20 protein-coding genes are annotated in these 18201 nt (G+C 61.5%); 10 read left to right on the forward strand and 10 right to left on the reverse strand.

Features of this window, described 5'->3' with window-relative positions; genetic code table 11:
- Positions 1-19: 19 nt before the first annotated feature.
- Positions 20-517: a CAP domain-containing protein gene (locus FHT71_RS02245; RefSeq protein ID WP_132592523.1), complete on the reverse strand. Its 498-nt coding sequence runs from the start codon at positions 515-517 to the stop codon at positions 20-22.
- A gap of 1 nt (position 518) precedes the next feature.
- Complete coding sequence (locus FHT71_RS02250) at positions 519-785, reverse strand: DUF6460 domain-containing protein (protein WP_132592521.1); 267 nt, start codon at positions 783-785, stop codon at positions 519-521.
- Between the two features lie 146 nt (positions 786-931).
- Between FHT71_RS02250 and FHT71_RS02255 the strand changes: the two genes are divergently transcribed.
- Positions 932-1864, forward strand: coding sequence for a methyltransferase (locus FHT71_RS02255; protein ID WP_183718813.1), 933 nt, complete (start codon positions 932-934; stop codon positions 1862-1864).
- Between the two features lie 210 nt (positions 1865-2074).
- Positions 2075-2710 (forward strand): YitT family protein, encoded by a 636-nt coding sequence (locus tag FHT71_RS02260; protein WP_007796304.1) that lies wholly within the window; start codon positions 2075-2077, stop codon positions 2708-2710.
- Positions 2711-2756: 46 nt separating this feature from the next.
- On the opposite strand, the gene FHT71_RS02265 is transcribed toward FHT71_RS02260, so the two are convergent.
- Complete coding sequence (locus FHT71_RS02265) at positions 2757-3218, reverse strand: carboxymuconolactone decarboxylase family protein (RefSeq protein ID WP_007796307.1); 462 nt, start codon at positions 3216-3218, stop codon at positions 2757-2759.
- Between the two features lie 27 nt (positions 3219-3245).
- On the reverse strand, positions 3246-3746 hold the full coding sequence (locus FHT71_RS02270) for an Rrf2 family transcriptional regulator (protein ID WP_183718815.1): 501 nt from the start codon (positions 3744-3746) through the stop codon (positions 3246-3248).
- A 175-nt stretch (positions 3747-3921) separates the two neighbouring features.
- Here FHT71_RS02270 and FHT71_RS02275 point away from each other — a divergent pair, with 175 nt between their 5' ends.
- The 4 genes from FHT71_RS02275 (at position 3922) to pdeM (ending at position 9531) form a co-directional block, all read left to right on the forward strand.
- Entirely contained in the window at positions 3922-4677 is a 756-nt protein-coding gene (locus tag FHT71_RS02275) for an ABC transporter substrate-binding protein (RefSeq protein WP_183718817.1), read from the forward strand.
- Positions 4678-4740: 63 nt separating this feature from the next.
- The gene (locus tag FHT71_RS02280; RefSeq protein ID WP_183718819.1) at positions 4741-5994 is read left to right on the forward strand and encodes an FAD-binding oxidoreductase; all 1254 of its coding nucleotides are present in this window, start codon (positions 4741-4743) and stop codon (positions 5992-5994) included.
- Positions 5995-6152: 158 nt separating this feature from the next.
- The gene (locus FHT71_RS02285) at positions 6153-8675 is read left to right on the forward strand and encodes a ligase-associated DNA damage response DEXH box helicase (protein ID WP_183718821.1); all 2523 of its coding nucleotides are present in this window, start codon (positions 6153-6155) and stop codon (positions 8673-8675) included.
- A 130-nt stretch (positions 8676-8805) separates the two neighbouring features.
- Entirely contained in the window at positions 8806-9531 is a 726-nt protein-coding gene (pdeM, locus tag FHT71_RS02290; protein ID WP_007796324.1) for a ligase-associated DNA damage response endonuclease PdeM, read from the forward strand.
- Between the two features lie 38 nt (positions 9532-9569).
- Here pdeM and FHT71_RS02295 read toward each other — a convergent pair whose 3' ends face one another.
- Entirely contained in the window at positions 9570-9803 is a 234-nt protein-coding gene (locus tag FHT71_RS02295) for a hypothetical protein (RefSeq protein ID WP_132592509.1), read from the reverse strand.
- A 151-nt stretch (positions 9804-9954) separates the two neighbouring features.
- On the reverse strand, positions 9955-10536 hold the full coding sequence (locus tag FHT71_RS02300) for a transglycosylase SLT domain-containing protein (RefSeq protein WP_007796329.1): 582 nt from the start codon (positions 10534-10536) through the stop codon (positions 9955-9957).
- A gap of 179 nt (positions 10537-10715) precedes the next feature.
- Here FHT71_RS02300 and FHT71_RS02305 point away from each other — a divergent pair, with 179 nt between their 5' ends.
- Entirely contained in the window at positions 10716-11786 is a 1071-nt protein-coding gene (locus FHT71_RS02305) for a cyclic nucleotide-gated ion channel (protein WP_183718823.1), read from the forward strand.
- Between the two features lie 42 nt (positions 11787-11828).
- On the opposite strand, the gene FHT71_RS02310 is transcribed toward FHT71_RS02305, so the two are convergent.
- On the reverse strand, positions 11829-12386 hold the full coding sequence (locus FHT71_RS02310) for a dihydrofolate reductase family protein (RefSeq protein ID WP_132592507.1): 558 nt from the start codon (positions 12384-12386) through the stop codon (positions 11829-11831).
- Between the two features lie 92 nt (positions 12387-12478).
- Here FHT71_RS02310 and FHT71_RS02315 point away from each other — a divergent pair, with 92 nt between their 5' ends.
- Positions 12479-12985: a helix-turn-helix domain-containing protein gene (locus FHT71_RS02315; protein WP_007796335.1), complete on the forward strand. Its 507-nt coding sequence runs from the start codon at positions 12479-12481 to the stop codon at positions 12983-12985.
- On the opposite strand, the gene FHT71_RS02320 is transcribed toward FHT71_RS02315, so the two are convergent.
- A complete protein-coding gene (locus FHT71_RS02320; protein WP_007796338.1) occupies positions 12986-13792 on the reverse strand; it encodes a TIGR02186 family protein in 807 nt (268 codons plus the stop codon).
- Complete coding sequence (locus FHT71_RS02325; RefSeq protein ID WP_007796342.1) at positions 13792-14712, reverse strand: sulfite exporter TauE/SafE family protein; 921 nt, start codon at positions 14710-14712, stop codon at positions 13792-13794. Before FHT71_RS02325 ends, FHT71_RS02320 begins: the two co-directional genes overlap by 1 nt.
- Positions 14713-14973: 261 nt before the next feature.
- On the opposite strand from FHT71_RS02325, the gene FHT71_RS02330 reads away from it, so the two are divergent.
- Positions 14974-15585: a DUF922 domain-containing protein gene (locus FHT71_RS02330; RefSeq protein ID WP_132592503.1), complete on the forward strand. Its 612-nt coding sequence runs from the start codon at positions 14974-14976 to the stop codon at positions 15583-15585.
- A 49-nt stretch (positions 15586-15634) separates the two neighbouring features.
- On the opposite strand, the gene FHT71_RS02335 is transcribed toward FHT71_RS02330, so the two are convergent.
- Positions 15635-16267: a TerC family protein gene (locus tag FHT71_RS02335; protein WP_007796345.1), complete on the reverse strand. Its 633-nt coding sequence runs from the start codon at positions 16265-16267 to the stop codon at positions 15635-15637.
- Between the two features lie 299 nt (positions 16268-16566).
- Between FHT71_RS02335 and abc-f the strand changes: the two genes are divergently transcribed.
- On the forward strand, positions 16567-18189 hold the full coding sequence (abc-f, locus tag FHT71_RS02340; protein WP_037083356.1) for a ribosomal protection-like ABC-F family protein: 1623 nt from the start codon (positions 16567-16569) through the stop codon (positions 18187-18189).
- The last annotated feature ends 12 nt before the right edge of the window (positions 18190-18201 follow it).

Below are 18201 nucleotides of genomic sequence, written 5' to 3' on the forward strand. Positions count from 1 at the left end.
GAGGCGAGGCAGAATCGCCTCAGCCGGAAAGCACCATGGCCCAGTAGGGGACGTTTCTGGAAGCGGAATTGTGCGCCACTGCAACGCCCAAGCCATTATAGCGACCGAGCATGTTTTCCAAGTGGTGCGGAGAGTTGATCCAGGCGGTTACGACTGATGGCACCGATTGCTGCCCGGCTGCGATGTTTTCCGCGGCCGGCATCTGCACGCCGCTTGCCTTGACGCGCGGTGCGAAGCCGTCGCCGATGCCCATCACGTGTTTCATCCTGCCGGCAGACGCCATGCGCTTTGCCTGAAACATCGCCGCATCCTTAGCCGCGGAATCTGCCGAAAGCGGCGGCAAGCCGCTCTTGGCGCGCAACTGGTTGACGAGCGGCAATGCGTCCGCCGTCTCGTCCTGGCCGTCTGATGGGTTGGAGGATAGCTGGGGCGCGGTGGTACAGCTCGCAACACCGGCAACCAATACGAGGCCGGACATGTGCAGCAGGCCGCGCCGTGAGAGAATGAGAGAGGTCATGTTACCGCCGATAGCTGAAGAGACGGATGAGAAGGAAGACGGGAATGACAACTGTTGCGCCGAGCAGCAGATAGTCGCCAACGCGTCCAAGAGCGGAGAAGCCGCGATGCCAGACTTCCAGAACGAAATTGCGCAAGCCATAGATGAAGTCGAGAGGCGCCCAGCCGAACACGGCCATGATGAAGCCGACGATCAGCGATACGACCAAAAGCTTGACCAATGTACGGCCGACGGAATCGCCGAGAAACTTGTTCACCTGATCGGACATGCGCCATCTCCTGTTTATCCCTGAAATACGGGCGCGAATCGTCGCTCGCAAGCCTTTTTCAGATCTGGCGCCTCCGCCTTTGAAATAGGACTTGAGTTTTTTTGTGGCCGCCGCCAAATGCGGACCGATCCCAACAGGTCTTCACCATGCAGCCCAACCAGCTCACTTCAGGCGACGTCATCGCCGATCGCCGCGCCGATTACGCCAAGATGCTCGACGAAAGCGGCGAGCCGGATGCGGCCGCCGAATTGATGGAGCAGGCGCTGGAGCTTGCGCCGCGCTGGGCGGCCGGCTGGTATCGGCTCGCGGGTTACCGTGAGAAGGCTGGCGACAAGGTCGGCGCGATCGAAGCCTATCGGCAGACCTTGGAGGTCAGTCCGGACGATATCTTCGGCGCCGAACTCAAGCTCGCTCTGTTTGGCGATGTCGAGACGCCGGACCAGCCGCCGAGCAGCTATGTCGAGCGGCTGTTCGACGACTATGCGGATCGTTTCGAGACCTCGCTCGTGGAAAAACTGGATTATAGCGTCCCGGCCAAGCTTGCGGCACTCGTTGCCACAACCGGCAGGCAGTATAAGCTCGCCGTTGATCTCGGTTGCGGCACTGGCTTGCTGGGACCGGAGATCCGCGATCGCGTTGCGCGTCTCGAGGGCTTCGACCTGTCGCAGAACATGCTTGCCAAGGCGGCCGACAAGCATGTCTACGATCACCTGGCACAGGCCGACCTGTCGCTGGTGCCGGAGGCGACGGGTCTCTTTGCCGAAAGCGCGATGCATCGTGCCGACCTCGTCACTGCGGCGGATGTGCTGATGTACCTCGGCAATCTCGAGAGCGTGTTCAAGGTTGTTTCAGCGCTTGTTGTACCGGGCGCCGATTTCGCTTTTTCGGTCGAGGATGCCGCCGGGAGAGATGGCTTCCATCTCGCGCCGTCGCTGCGCTACGCCCATTCCGAAAGCTACGTCCGCGCCCTCTGCGCCCGCTATGGTCTTGATGTCAGCGCCGTCAGCAAGACGGCCATTCGCAAAGATGGCGCAAACGTTATTTCAGGCATTCTGTTCCTTACGCGCAAGGCGGCATAGCGGAACGATTCTTGCGAAGTGATTATAGGTCAGCATTACTTACGTATTTCACTTGATTGCAGTGCAAAATCGCCTGATAATCCTACGCAATTCGCCGCAGCACGGGGGCGCTCGCAAGAGCCCGAAAACGCCCGGCATCATTCATTATCACTTTTGTCCCGCTCTGATCTCTCCAAGTGCGCTGGACTCGTTTGCCGTTTGGGGATCACGATGGCACAACTTTTCAATGCTCTCGGCTTCTGGAACACCAGCGCCACCCGCCATACCCTCATCGAAGATGTTCAAGGCATTTTCTCAGGCAGCCTCATTGCGGCGCTCGGGCTCTATATGCTGGCCAGCGCGGGTCTGCTGACCGGCAGCACGGCCGGCATCGCGTTCCTGCTCCACTATGCCTTCGGGGTAAACTTCGGCCTCGCCTTCTTCCTGCTCAACCTGCCGTTCTTCTATCTGTCCTGGACACGCCTCGGTATGGCCTTCACGGTAAAGACCTTCATTGCCATCGGCCTGACATCCCTCATGACCAGCCTGCAGCCGAAGGTCATGGCCATTTCCGCCATCCACCCGGCCTGGGCAGCCCTTCTCGGTGGTCTTTTGCTGGGGTTCGGCCTTCTGGCGCTCTATCGCCACCGCGCCAGTCTCGGTGGCGTCGGCATTCTCGGCATCTACGTGCAGGAGCGCTTCGGCATCCGCGCCGGCCTCGTACAGATGGCGATCGACCTCTGCGTGCTGGCCGCTGCTTTCTTCGTCGCCACCCCGCCCGTGGTCTTCTATTCGGTTCTCGGCGCGGTGGTGCTGAACCTTTTCGTGGCGATCAACCACCGCGCCGATCGCTATATCGCGCTCTAAACACGCTCCATCTCCCCGTCGGACGGGAAGAGGGGAAACGCGATTGTCATGCAGCCTGTGCTGGCTTGTCGATCGGGTGCTGCGAGCGGAAGCCGACGGCTAGCCGGTTCCACACATTGATCGTGCCGATTGCGAGCGTGATCTTGGTGATCTCTTCTTCGGTGAAGTGGGTCTTCAGGGCTTCGAAGTCGGCGTCCGGTGCACCGGTTTCGGCGATGCGAGTAACGGCGTCGACCCAGCCGAGGAGGGCGCGTTCCTTGGCGTCATAGACCGGCGATTCCCGCCACACGCACATCAGGTTGATCCACTGTTCGCTCAGCCCGTCGTGCCGGGATTCCTTCACATGCATGTCGACGCAGTAGGCGCAGCCGTTGATCTGCGAGGCGCGCAGCTTGATCAGATGGATGAAACGGCGCTCGAGGCCGGATGTCTGAACATACTGCTCGAGGGCGGCAACGGCCTTGTAAGCGTCCGGCGAAGCCTTTGCGAAATTGAAACGTGCTTGCATGCTCATTCTCCTTTTGGGTTGGGCGGCTCAGCGAGCCGCTCTGCGTTCATTCATTTCAAGGAAGGCGCAGCCGCGGGCGGCAATGCCGCCGTCGTCATCAGCAGCGAGCTGCGCCCTGATGTCGGCGATGCTGGTCTTGGCGAGTTCGGCGCGGTAGACGCGCTCGGCCCTCAGCATCGCCGCGCTGATCTGGCATGGCTTCGTGAAGTAGCGCGCCGGCAACTGGTCCGGTCCGCGCTGGCGGATCTCGCTGCAACGGAACGCCGGCTCCGGCCCTTCGACCGCGAGGACGATATCGAGGAGGCTGATCTCTTCCGTCGGCTTCGCCAGCCTGTATCCGCCTTTCGGCCCGGGAACCGTGCTCACGATGCCGGCACCCGAAAGCGCCTGCAGGTGCTTCAGAAGATAGCTCGTCGAGACGCCATGGAATTCCGCCAGCGCGGCGGCTGAAAGCACGCCGCCTTTTGACAGACCGGCCAGCATCGCGACGCTGTGTATCGCCTGCTCGACGCCATCACCCAGTTTCATCGCACCATCCCCTCAATTCGTGGATAAAAAGTATCCATGATTATCAGTGATGTCAAGCAGGCATATGCGAGGGATCGAATAGAAAGGGCGTTGCACACGTCTGGGGTTGTGAAGCGGCAAGGATTCGCTAAAGTCGAAGTTGTTGGGCAAAAACAATTCCAATAAGGGAACAGCAATGAGAAAGACGATTTTCCTGACGGCCGCTGCCTGGCTTGCAGCGACGCACATCGCATCTGCCGAGGATACGATCCGCATCGCAACGGAGGGCGCCTATCCTCCCTTCAACTACGTCGAATCCGACGGCAGCCTGAAGGGTCTCGACGTCGACATGGCCAATGCGCTCTGCGAGGAGATGAAGGCCAAGTGCACGATCGTCGCGCAGGATTGGGACGGCATCATCCCCGGGCTTCTGGCCAAGAAGTATGATGCCATCATCGCGTCGATGAGCATTACTGATGAGCGCAAGAAGCAGATCGACTTCACGAACAAGTACTACACGACGCCGCTCGCGGTCGCCGTGCCGAAGGACAGCGCGCTGAAGGGCGTCAGCGTCGAGGACATGAAGGGCAAGGTCGTCGGTGCGCAGGGGTCGACCACGCAGGCCGACTACGCCAACGACGTCTACGCCAAGGGCGGCGCCGAGGCGAAGATGTACCCGACGCAGGATGAAGCCGTGGCCGACCTGCAGAACGGCCGCATGGATGCGCTGATCTCCGACAAGTTCGTGGTGGTCGACTGGCTGAACAAGGCCGGCAAGGATTGCTGCAAGCTGCTCGGCGACGTGCCGGGCACGGAAACGCAGGCCGGTATCGGCATCCGCCAGGGCGAGACCGAGCTGAAGGAGCGCTTCAACAAGGCGATCGACGCGCTCGTCGCCAGCGGCAAGTACAAGGAAATCACCAAGAAGTACTTCCCCTTCGATATCTACTGATCGCTTGCCGATCCAATCGCGCGGAGGCCGCAAGCCTCCGCGCCCTTTGACCAAGTCCATCCGATGAAAACAGATATCCTCGTTCTCGGTGCCGGCATCGTCGGCGTCAGTGCGGCCATTCATTTGCAGGATCGCGGCCGCTCCGTCGTGCTTGCCGATCGCGGCGAGCCGGGCGGCGGCACCAGCTACGGCAATGCCGGGCTTATCGAGCGCTCCTCCGTCGTTCCCTATGCCTTCCCGCGGCAGCTCGGCGCGATTGCCAAGTATGCGCTGAACGGCTCATCGGACGTCCGTTACGATCCCGCCTTCCTGCCGCGCATAGCCGCATGGCTGGCACGCTACTGGTGGCATTCCTCGCCGACCAATCTAGAGAAGGCGACACGGGCGCTTCTGCCGTTGATCGAGGCCAGCGTTTCCGAGCACGACAAGCTGATTGGCCGTGCCGGCGCTTCAGATCTCATCCGCGAACGCGGCTGGGTGTCGTTCTTCAAGAGTCCTCGCCGCTTCGAGGCTGCTCGTGCGGAGGCCGAAAGCCTCTCCGCACATGGTTTGACGATCCGCATTCTTGATGGAAGCGAGTTTCTGGCGCTGGAGCCTGCCTTCGCCGCGAACAGCACTCGCATCGCCGGCGGCGTGCACTGGCTTGATCCGAAGACGGTGACCGACCCGCAAGCGCTGACGGCGGCCTATGCGAACCTCTTTACGACGGCCGGCGGCAAGATGGTCCGCGCGGATGCCTCCGCACTGCGGGAAGAGAAGAATGGCTGGTCGATCACCACGGCCGAAGGCGAGATCATCGAAGCTGGCGAGGTTGTCGTCGCCCTCGGCCCGCAATCCGGCCTGATCTTCCGCAAGCTCGGCTATCCCTTGCCGCTGGCGGTCAAGCGCGGCTACCACCGCCACTATGCGCAGCGCGAAGGCCAGCCGCTCGGCCACTCCGTCGTCGACGAGGAGGCCGGCTACGTGCTGGCGCCGATGGCGCGCGGCATCCGGCTGACGACAGGCATCGAATTCGCTGCGCCCGATGCGCCGCCAAATACCATCCAGCTAAGCCGCGACGAGGCTCATGCGCGCGCGCTGTTCCCGCTCGGCGAGCCGGTAGAGGCGACGCCTTGGCTCGGCCTGCGCCCCTGCCTGCCTGACATGCGGCCGGTGATCGGTCCGGCGCCACGCCATCGCGGCCTTTGGTTCAATTTCGGCCACGCCCATCACGGCTTGACGCTCGGCCCCGCCAGCGGCCGACTGCTGGCAGAGCAGATGTCAGGCAACGACACCTTCGCCGATCCCAAGCCCTTCCATCCGCATCGCTTCCTCTAGATCAGGATGATCTTGGGATGATCTGGTCTGAGATCTGAATCCTGATTTGCTTCAAAGACATAGAGCGGGTATTTCGGCCGCAAACCACTTACACTTTTCGACATCCTGCTCTAGATCCGCCATTCTATTTCGGCGGTCGGTGCACTACCTTTAGCGCCGTGGACCAGATCGATTCCGAAGCCCGCGCTGCCCTGCCTCCGCCTTTCACCCGCTGGTTCGCGGACAAGGGATGGTGCCCGCGTGCCCATCAGCTGGAGTTGCTGTCCCGCGCCGAGGCCGGGGGAAGCACGCTACTGATCGCGCCAACCGGTGCCGGCAAGACGCTTGCCGGCTTCCTCCCCTCGCTGACCGACCTGACCCGCCGGGGCAGGATCCCGCCCGGTTCCGCCTTCACCGGCGTTCACACGCTCTACATCTCTCCGCTCAAGGCGCTTGCCGTCGATATCGAGCGGAACCTGATGAAGCCGGTAGGGGAGATGGGGCTGCCGGTGACGGTCGAGAACCGCACCGGCGACACACCTGTTGCCAAGCGCCAGCGCCAGAAACTGAACCCGCCCGATATTCTTCTGACGACGCCGGAGCAAGTGGCCTTGCTGCTTGCCAATCGCGAGGCGGAGCGCTTCTTCAAGGACCTGAAATATGTCATCTTCGACGAGCTGCACTCGCTCGTCACGTCCAAGCGCGGCCACATGCTCTCGCTTGGCCTTGCCCGCCTGCGCCGGCTTGCACCCGCTCTGCAGACGATCGGCCTTTCGGCCACGGTCTCCGAGCCGATGGACCTGCAGAAATGGCTGGTCGCGCAGCGGGAAGGCAAGGACCGTCACGCCGGATTGGTGATCGTCGAAGGCGGCGCCAAGCCCGACATTTCAATTCTTTCCACCGAAGAGCACATCCCCTGGTCGGGCCATTCGGCGAAATACGCGATCCCCGATGTCTACCGGCAGCTTCTCGAACACCGCACGACACTGCTCTTCGTCAACACCCGGTCGCAGGCCGAAATGCTGTTTCAGGAGCTCTGGACGGTGAACGAGGAGAACCTGCCGATCGCACTGCATCACGGTTCCCTCGATGTCGCCCAGCGGCGAAGGGTGGAAGCGGCGATGGCGGCCAACCGGCTGCGCGCCGTCGTCGCCACCTCCACGCTCGACCTCGGCATCGACTGGGGCGATGTCGACCTCGTCGTCCATGTCGGCGCGCCGAAGGGCGCCTCGCGGCTTGCCCAGCGCATCGGCCGCGCCAACCACCGCATGGACGAGCCCTCGAAGGCGATCCTCGTTCCCGCCAATCGCTTCGAGGTGATGGAGTGCCAGGCCGCGCTCGACGCGAACTATATCGGCGCGCAGGACACGCCGCCGGTCGGCAAGGGCGCGCTTGACGCACTCGCGCAGCATGTGCTCGGCATGGCCTGCGCCGAGCCGTTCGACATGCTGGAACTCTACGATGAGATCAAGAGCGCTTCGCCATACGCCGATCTTTCCTGGGAGACCTTCGAGCGCGTGGTCGATTTCGTCGCGACTGGCGGCTATGCGCTGCGCACCTATGAGCGCTATGCCCGCATCCGCAAGACGAAGGAAGGCCGCTGGCGTGTTTCCAATCCGCAGGTCGCCCAGCAATACCGGCTGAACCTCGGCACGATCGTCGAAAGCCCGATGCTCAATCTGCGCATGGTCAAGCGTGGCGAAGGCGGTAGGCTCGGCCGCGGCGGCGCGACGCTGGGCAAGGTCGAGGAATACTTCCTCGAGCAGCTCTCGCCCGGCGACACCTTCATCTTCGCCGGCAAGGTGCTCCGCTTCGAGGGCATCCGCGAGAACGAGGCGCTCGCCTCGCAGGCCTTCTCGATGGATCCGAAGATCCCGTCCTATGCCGGCGGCAAGTTTCCGCTTTCCACCTATCTGGCGGACCAGGTGCGCTCGATGATCGCCGACCCGGACCGTTGGCGCCGCCTGCCGGACCAGGTGCGCGACTGGCTGGCGATCCAGCAGGAAAAGTCGATACTGCCGAAGCGCGACGAGTTGCTGATCGAGACGTTCCCGCGCGGCAGCCGATGCTACATGGTCATCTACCCCTTCGAGGGGCGGCTGGCGCACCAGACGCTCGGCATGCTGCTGACGCGGCGGCTCGAGCGGGCCGGCGCCAAGCCTCTCGGCTTCGTTGCAACCGACTATTCGCTCGGCATATGGGGCTTCGAGGATATGGGGGTGATGATCCGCAACGGCCGGCTCAGCCTCGGCGACCTCTTCGACGAAGACATGCTGGGCGACGATCTTGAGAGCTGGCTCGCCGAATCTTTCCTCTTGAAGCGCACCTTCCGCAATTGCGCCGTGATTGCAGGCTTGATCGAGCGCCGTCACCCGGGAAAGGAAAAGACCGGACGGCAGGTGACGGTCTCGGCCGATCTGATCTACGATGTGCTGAGAACCCACGAGCCGGATCACATTCTGCTGCAGGCGACGCGGTATGATGCGGCGAGCGGCCTTTTGGATATTTCTCGGCTTGGCGATATGCTGAGGCGAATCAAGGGCCACATCACGCATCGTGCGCTCGACCATATCTCGCCGCTGGCGGTGCCCGTCATGCTGGAGATCGGCAAGGAACCGGTGCATGGCGAGGCGCACGACGCGGTTCTGGCGGAAGCCGCCGACGACCTGATCGCTGAGGCACTGGGATCCTCCTCCGCTTGAGGAGAAGCATGAGCTGCTTGTGTTGGATCCTCGGGTCAAGCCCGAGGATCCAAACACAAGCAATCAAACATAAGGACGAGTGGGCGACGCCGAGAAGCGCCGCCCACACACTGGAAAGATACGAGACGTGATGAACCGCCTGGCGCTCGCGTGCGAACTGAACGGACTGGCAGCGCTACCGGGCGTCGAGACATCCGTGCATGGCGTTGCTGCGGTTTGTGATCCGCTCGGCGCGCTCTATATGCCCGATGCTGGCATCCTCGTCGTTTCCGACCTGCACCTCGAGAAGGGCGCGGCCTTTGCCCGTCGCGGGATGCTGCTTCCGCCCTATGACACGCTGGCGACGCTGACGGTTCTCTCTGCCGTCATCAGCCGCTACGATCCGAAGCTGGTCGTGTCGCTCGGCGACAATTTCCACGACCGCGTCGGCTCGGCGCATCTGCCCCAGGCGTTCCGCAGCCTGATATCAAAAATGGCGCGCGGCCGCGAATGGATTTGGATCAACGGCAACCATGATCCCGACGGCACCGTCGATTTGCCGGGCACGTCCGCCGATGAAATGCATTACGGCGGCCTCACCTTCCGCCACGAGCCGAAAAGCGGGCTTCAGAACGGCGAGATCGCCGGACACCTGCATCCCGCCGCGACCGTCCGGCGCCGCGAGAAATCGGTCCGCCGCCCGTGTTTCGCCACCGACGGTGCCCGCTTGCTGATGCCCGCCTTCGGCATCATGACCGGCGGCCTCGACCTTCGCCACAAGGCGATGAAAGGGCTGTTCGATCAGACCTCGCTGATTGCCCACCTTCTCGGCCGCGACCGGATCTACTCCGTCAGGTTTGGCAACCTCGTGGGGTGAGCCCCTAGGCGGCACGGGTCGCTCCAACCATCGTCGCTTTAGTCACCGAAATAGTAGAGGGGCTGGCGCGTCAGTTCGCCCTGGCCGACATGGCCATAGACATCTTTTCCCAGGATCCAGAACGAAATGGCCTGGGTTTTCATGGAGAAAATATAGTCGCCTGAGATCCAGTGCTCTGCCTTGTTGCCGGAGAGCGGATAAAGATATTCGCCAACCTCATACATGACGGCCCGATGCGAGCTGTAATCGTATAAGTAGCGCTCCGCCGCCATTTATTCTCCCGATTCTATTTCGGAAAGAATCCCATGGCGGCGAATGTATTGTCAAACAATACTGCCGCTGTATGCCGATCACCCCAATTTTGTTTCGCTCCTTGGCGTTGTATATCATTTTTACTAGGTTTCTTCGTTTCCTTCGAAGCGATCAATTGCACTCCTGCAATTGCCGCTGATACGTGGCCGCCATGTTGGCAAAGCGTTGCGCCGTCTTCTGCAGTTGCGCATTCGAGCGCCAGTCGCCGCGCATGTAGCCTTTCGGGCCGGAATAATAGGCGAGGTACAGGCCGTAGGCATCGTTCTGAGGGATGCCGGTCACCTGGCTGTTTTGCGAGTGATACCAGCCGATGAAGTCAATCGCGTCGGCGAAGTTGGTGCGGCGGGCAGCCCAGCTTCCTGTAGCCGATTGATAGTGGTCCCATGTGCCGTCAAGTGCTTGCGAATAGCCGTAGGCCGTCGATGGCCGTGTCCATGGAATGAAGCCGAACAGCTTGGTGCGCGGCGGTCGCGCATATGGCTGGAAGCCGGATTCGGTATACATCGTCGCCATCAGGATCGGAACCGGAACACCATATTTACGCTCCGTCTTTTCTGCTGCGCGCTGCCAGCTCGTGAACATCCCGTCGCGCTGCTCGAAGACGGCGCAGATGTTTCGGGTCTGTCGGGGAGCCGTGGCGCAGCCGGCTACAAGTGCCAGCAGCACGAGGGCGGGGAGGGCACGGATACGCATTACAGGGAACCTCTCGTTACCGAGAGATTACTAACTCGTAAATATTAACGAGGGGTTTTTAGTCGAATGTGAGTTGCGTGCCAGCGCGTGTCGTGTCTTTTCCGCGGGGCGAGCGCTCCCCGTTGCGCTTGGCCGCAGGGCATTTATTCTAAGAGTGCCAGCGGTTCGTGGGGTATTGAATGTCGGCACTGCCTTTCTCGAAGATCTCTTCGTCGTTCAATGCGCTGCTGACTGCGATTGGGCTTCTGGCGGTGGCCGTGCTCACGACGCCCGATCTCGCTGCAGAGAGCAGGCTCGGGGTCGAAGCCGCGCTCGCTGCAATCTGGGTCGTCTATGTCCTGCAACTGAGCGGCACGCTTTTTGCGCGGCGTCGCAGTCGCGTATCGGGTGGGAACGCCGCCCTCGTGATCGACCTGCTTGCTGTTTTCGTCCCCATGGCGGCCTTCCTATTCGTCGCCTCGCGCGATCGAAGCCTGTATTGCGCCATCTGGCTTCTCAAGCCGCTGCGGGATTCGACCTTCTTCAGGCTAATGGCAAAGGTGGTTGCAAACGAATCCCGCAATCTGCTTGGCGTGACGTCGGTCTTCGGCATCGTTCTCTTCGGCGCGGCGCTGGCCGGATATGTCATAGAGCGCGATGTCCAGCCGGATAGGTTCGGCAGCATTCCGCAGGCGATGTGGTGGGCGGTCGTGACGCTGTCGACGACCGGCTATGGCGACGAGATCCCGCAAAGCCTGGCAGGCCGGATATTGGCTGGATTGGTGATGATGAGCGGCATCGGTATTTTTGCGCTTTGGGCCGGCATCCTCGCCACTGGTTTCTACGAAGAGGTCCGTCGCCAGGACTTCGTTCGCAACTGGCAGCTGGTCGCGGCGGTACCCCTGTTTAAGAAGCTTGGTTCGGCAGCGCTGATCGAAATCGTGCGGGCGCTGCGGCCGCGTATCGTGCCCGCGGGTGCAGTGATCTGCCGCAAGGGCGATGTTGGCGATCAGATGTTCTTCATCGTCGAGGGGCGGGTAAGCGTGGCGACACCCGACCATCCGGTGGAACTTAGTGCCGGAAGCTTTTTCGGCGAGATGGCATTGATCAGTGGCGAACCGCGCTCAGCGACGGTCAGCGCTGCAACCGAAGTGTCGCTGCTGTCGCTCTATGCCGTGGACTTTCAGATGCTGTCGAGCAGCAGTCCGGAGATTGCCGAGACCATCCGCAAGACGGCACTCGAGCGACGAGGCGAGCTGCCGAAGGAATGATCAAGCCTGGTATGGCTGCGGAATTGCCGCAGCCATCGACGGTCACGCCCTGACCGGTTCATAGCGCAGGATCACCGCGCCCCTCTTGGTCGTCGTGCTATCGAGCAGTTTCAGTGGAAGCTGCTGGCTGGCCGGCTTGAAATGCGGATTGCCGCCGCCGAGGATAACGGGGACAAGGCAGATGCGGATCTCATCCACCAGCCCCTCCTTCAGGAGCGAATCCGCGAGCTTGGCACTGCCGAAGATGAAGATCGTCTTGCCCGCTTCACTCTTCAGCTTCTTCAGTTCTGCGACAGGGTCGCTGACGACGCGCGTGTTGTTCCAGTCGGCCGCCGTCATCGTCCTCGATACGGCAATCTTGGCGATGCCGTTCATGTATGCCTTGATTTTCTCCTCGCTATCGGCTGTCGGCCAATAGGCGGCCATACCTTCATATGTCTTGCGGCCGAAGACGAGCAGGTCGCCTTCCTCGCCAAACTGCTCGGCATAGCGCTCCAGCTCCGGACCCCAGGCAAGATTGTGGAAGTCGATATCCCACGGTTTCGTGCCTTCGAAATAGCCATCAAGCGTCATCAGATTCCAAACGATAAGCTTTCTCATCTCTCGTCCTCCTCGAAACTGGTTGCGATTAACAATCGGTTGAAAGCTAGATTGACTGATGGCAAAATGCAAGCAGTTTTTGGGAGAACCTTATGGACGATGCTCACCGCTCCGGCTGCCCGATCAATCTGACGCTGGAGGTGCTCGGCGATCGCTGGAGCCTGATCGTCATCCGCGACATCATGTTCGGCAGTCGGCGCCACTTCCGCGAGCTGCTGCAGAATTCGGAGGAGCGGATTGCCTCGAACATTCTGGCCGACCGCCTGCGCCGCTTGGTCGACAGGGGATTGCTGACGCGTGCGGACGATCCGACGCACAAGCAAAAGGCAATCTACAGTCTGACTGAAATGGCGATCCAGCTGGTGCCGATCTTCGCCCATATGGGGGCCTGGGGCCGCAGATATCTTCCGGTTTCAGAGGAGCTCTCCATTCGCGCCGAGCTTCTGGAGACCGGAGGTGAAAAGCTCTGGGAGGAATTCATGGACGAGTTGCGCGCCAAACATCTCGGCAAGAAGTTGCCTCCGGAAACGCCGTCCGTACTCGCACGCCTGACCCAAGCCTATCTCGATCTTGTCGCCCGAAAGGCGAAATCGGCCTGATCAGTCCTTGCGAAACACCACGCTGGCACCCCAGCCTGTGATGAGCGCGAGGAAGACGGAGAGCAGGCCATAGGCGATCGGCTGCGCATGCGCCGCGTCCGTAATCATCTGCTCGATCCCTGTCTTGATAACGCGCAGCGGAACCGACTTCTCGGTGAGGAAGCTGCCACTCTTGAAGAGATAGGCGCGTACGGTATGCACGCCGTTCGGAATATTTGCCGGCAACCGCAGGCTTGCCTTGAAAAGGCTGGAGCTGACGAAACGCACGCCGCTTGGATCGCGATCGTAGAGGCCGCCGCTTTCCTGCAGCCGGCGAAAGGCTTGCCGGAATTCGCCGAGATTGCTGGCATTGCCGACGAAGCCGACCGGCGTCAGCGGAATGTGATCGATGCCGATCCCCCTGTCCGTGAGGTCAAGCGGCGTGGTGATGTCGTCAAGCATGCGCGAGCTCGACATCGAATAGGAGTGCGGCACCGCTTCGAAGGTCATCGACCGCGTATTGACCCAGATGCCGAACACCCGCTCCTTCCGGCGCACGGTCGCGTCTTCGCGCGGGCCCTCAAGAACGACGACCACATCATACTGGCCGATCGCCAAAAGCAGGCTGTCGGTGTTGGTCACGGCTCCAAAGATCGTCAGGTCTGCGCCGCGAAAATCCGAAGTGATGGCGATTTCGCTGGTGGACGTGCCGATTTCAAGCCCTTCGGCGGTCGCCTGCGTGGCTTGGCCCGGGAGCAGCATTTGCGCGGTCGCGATAGCAGGCAGCGTCGTGGCGCAAAATAGCAGAGCGGCGAGGAAGCGGTGCATCAATTCGCTCCCATGACCACGGAGTAGACATCCGCTGGCGTTACGACCAGCGCAACGGCAAGGCGGAGGCCGACGGCGAGCACGAGAAGCCCGAGCAGCGCACGCAGCTGCTCGCCACGCAGCTTTTGTCCAACGCGCACGCCATACTGGGCGCCGATCACGCCGGCAATCATCAGGATAAAGGCGAGCACGATATCGACCGAGAAGTTGGTGGCGGCCTGCACGACCGTCGTATAGGCGGTCACGAAAATGATCTGGAACAGCGACGTACCGACGACCACATTGGTCGGGATGCGCAGGAGATAGATCATCGCCGGCACCATGATGAAGCCGCCGCCGACGCCCATGACCGACGTCAGGATGCCGATGCCGAAGCCGAGCGTGACGACAGGGATCACGCTCAGAAAGATCTTCGATTTCTTGAACCGCATCTTGAGGGGCAGCTTGTGCACCCAATGGTGATGGCCGGGGCGTCGCGGCGTTGGTGGCACGTTCTTTGCCGCGCGACGCATGGCATTGACGCTCTCGAGCAGCATGAGCCCGCCGACCGTGCCGAGGAAGATGACGTAGAGCAGCGAGATGATGAGATCGAGCTGGCCGATCTGTCTGAGCAGCGAAAAGATCCAGATGCCGACGGTCGCGCCGGAGAGGCCGCCAACGAGTAGCACGGTTCCAAGCTTCACATCGAGCGTTCCACGCCGGAAGTGTGTGATGGCGCCCGAGATGGAGGAGGCGACGACCTGGTTGGCGCCGGTGGCGACGGCAACGACCGGCGGAATGTTATAGAAGATCAGGAGCGGCGTGATCAGGAAGCCGCCGCCGACACCGAACATTCCGGAGAGAAAGCCGACGGCCGCCCCCATACCGAGAATGATGAAGATGTTCACCGACAATTCTGCGATAGGCAGATAGATTGTCACAGCAGACCCCGATCTATGAACTGCCCCCACAGGCAGGCGTTCTTACATCCCGTTCGAATGGCGCATCATACGGTGAAATCGTTGCCAGAGGATTTCGATACGCGACGTGCAATCCGCCCGATAGCGTGATCACTCTCGAATATTCAGGCTTTTTTTGGGTTTTATGGCAGACCGTTAGAGGGCGAGCCTCACAGGATCCATCGTTATGCTCGAGCCGTCGCGGTTGAATGCGACGCACCCGCCGACTAGGGTCGACACGGCATGATCTGGGGGATTCGCGTGAAGGCAGGATTGGTTCGTTGCTTGTTGGCTGCTTGGGTCCTGCAGCCCTTTGCGGCAAAGGCGGAATGGCAGCCGGTTGAACAGGTGCAGACCTATGCGGTGACCGGCAGCTCCGGCGCAGCGCTCTACGATTCGATCGGCGAGCACGCTCCCGAGCTTGGCGGCAGTCGCGCGGTGGCGCATACGACGTTCAAGCTGACCTGGACGAGAAAATACGAGCGCCGTGGCGATGCCTGCGTCCTGGCGGTGGCGCGGCCGAAGCTGATCATCACCTATACGCTGCCGAAGCCCACCACAAAACTTCCTATGGCCACTCAGGCAAGCTGGGCCACCTTCGTTGCCGGCATCGAAACGCATGAGCGGGTGCATGGGGACTACATCAAGGAAATGGTCAGGGATATCGAGGCGATGAGCGTCGGGCTGTCCGCCGACAATGACCCCGACTGCCGCAAGATCCGGGTCGAGCTGACGAAGCGGCTCGGTGAACTCTCCGCGCTGCAGCGACAGCGCGGCCGCGACTTCGACAAGGCCGAGATGAGCGAGGGCGGCAATATCCGCCGCCTCATCTTGCAACTCGTGAACGGCCCCTGAGTTGGGGCGTTGCATACCGGATGGCCCGGCATGCCTGTCATGGATGGGCTTAGCCCAAAGCGGCCCGGGCGACCGGGGCGAGATGCGGCCAGACCTCGAGCGAGCCGCGATAGATCATGCTCAGCGCCACGTAGACGATGATGGCCAGACCGAGGTACGCGATCCAGTGGTAGCGGTTGAGCAGGCGCGCGATGAAGTTCGCCGCGATGCCCATCATGGCGATCGACAGGATCAGGCCGATCACAAGGACCGTCGGATGCTCGCGGGCCGCTCCGGCGACGGCGAGGACGTTGTCGAGCGACATAGACACGTCGGCGATCACGATCTGGCTGGCCGCCTGGTAGAAGGTCTTCTTTGGCGCCGCGCCGCCTTCGGCTCCTTCCGCGTCACTGCCGCTGCCGTTGCGCAGGTCGCGCCACATCTTCCAGCAGACCCAGAGCAGGAGAATACCACCGGCAAGCAGCAGGCCGATGATCTCGAGAAGCTGGACCGTGACGCTGGCAAGCGCAATACGCAGTACAGTGGCGGCAAGAATACCGACGAGGATCGCCTTCTTGCGCTGGTCAGTCGGCAGCCCCGCCGCGGCGAGGCCGATGACAACGGCGTTGTCGCCGGCAAGCACGAGGTCGATGAGGATGACCTGCAGAAGCGCCAGCAAGCCGGCAGATGTGAAAATTTCCATGATGTGACAATCCCTGACATACGAAACGCCTGCCGGCGCGCCGCTAACGCATAAATGATCGTGGATCTCCTTATCAAGAGGCTGAGGGACATTGTGGAAAAGTTCTCAGGCCCGTTGATGTTGCGCCCCGTCGATTGAGCACCCTTCATGCATCGTTGTCAGGGCGCTTTCCGGATGCATCGAACTCTTTGTATGGCCCGGGATTGGCCATGACGTTCTGAACGTGCTAGCGAGAGCCGCAAAAGGCCCCAGCACGCATGACGGAGGGGCACAGCAACGCTTTCGGACTCCACGCAGACATGATTCGTATCGAGAATATCAGCAAGCAGAACAGTCACCGGATCCTCTTTATCGAGGCCTCCGCAGCCCTCAACAAAGGCGAGAAGATCGGTCTCGTCGGCCCGAACGGTGCCGGCAAGACGACGCTCTTTCGTATGATCACCGGGCAGGAACAGCCTGACGAAGGCCAGGTCTCCGCCGAAAAGGGCGTGACGATCGGCTATTTCAATCAGGATGTCGGCGAGATGGCTGGCCGCAGCGCCGTGGCCGAGGTCATGGAAGGCGCCGGGCCCGTCAGTGTCGTCGCGGCTGAACTGCGCGCGCTCGAAGCGGAAATGATCGATCCGGACAAGCTCGACGAGATGGACCGGATCATCGAGCGTTACGGCGAAGTCCAGGCGCGCTACGAGGAGTTGGACGGCTATGCGCTCGAGGGCCGTGCGCGCGAAGTGCTGGCTGGTCTCAGCTTCACCCAGGAAATGATGGACGGCGACGTCGGCGCGCTGTCGGGCGGCTGGAAAATGCGCGTGGCGCTCGCCCGCATTCTCCTCATGCGCCCTGACGTCATGCTGCTCGACGAACCGAGCAACCACCTGGACCTCGAGAGCCTGATCTGGCTGGAAGAATTCCTGAAGACCTACGACGGTGCGCTTTTGATGACCTCGCACGATCGCGAGTTCATGAACCGCATCGTCGGCAAGATCATCGAGATCGACGCCGGCTCGTTGAACAGCTACTCCGGTGATTACGGCTTCTACGAGCAGCAGCGGGCGCAGAACGAGAAACAGCAGCAGGCGCAGTTCGAGCGCCAGCAGGCAATGCTGGCCAAGGAAATCAAGTTCATCGAGCGTTTCAAGGCGCGCGCCTCGCATGCATCGCAGGTGCAGAGCCGCGTCAAGAAGCTGGAGAAGATCGACCGTGTCGAGCCGCCGAAGCGCCGCCAGACAGTCGCCTTTGACTTCCTGCCGGCACCACGGTCCGGCGAAGACGTGATCAACCTGAAGAACGTCCACAAGAAGTACGGCAGCCGCACCATCTATGAAGGCCTGGACTTCATGGTCCGCCGCAAGGAGCGTTGGTGCATCATGGGCATCAACGGCGCCGGCAAGTCGACTCTTTTGAAGCTGGTGGCGGGTTCCACCGAACCGGATCAGGGCAGCGTCGCCCTCGGCGCCAGCGTCAAGATGGGCTACTTCGCCCAGCACGCCATGGATCTGCTCGACGGAGATCGAACGGTGCTGGAATGGCTGGAGGATTCTTTCCCCCAAGCTGGGCAGGCACCGCTGAGAGCGCTCGCGGGATGCTTCGGTTTCTCCGGTGACGACGTAGAGAAGAAGTGCAGGGTTTTGTCGGGTGGCGAGAAAGCCCGGCTCGTGATGGCCAAGATGCTCTTCGATCCACCGAACCTGCTGGTGCTGGACGAGCCGACGAACCATCTGGATCTCGACACCAAGGAAATGCTGATCAAGGCGCTGTCGCAATACGAGGGCACCATGCTGTTCGTCTCGCACGACCGGCATTTCCTCGCAGCCCTTTCCAACCGCGTGCTGGAACTGAAGCCCGATGGTATCCACCAATATGGCGGTGGCTACACCGAATACGTTGCCCGCACCGGCCAGGAAGCGCCCGGCCTGCGCAGCTGACGACACCACAAC

It is taken from the genome of Rhizobium sp. BK060 (assembly GCF_014193145.1).
In the GTDB taxonomy this organism is placed as follows: domain Bacteria; phylum Pseudomonadota; class Alphaproteobacteria; order Rhizobiales; family Rhizobiaceae; genus Rhizobium.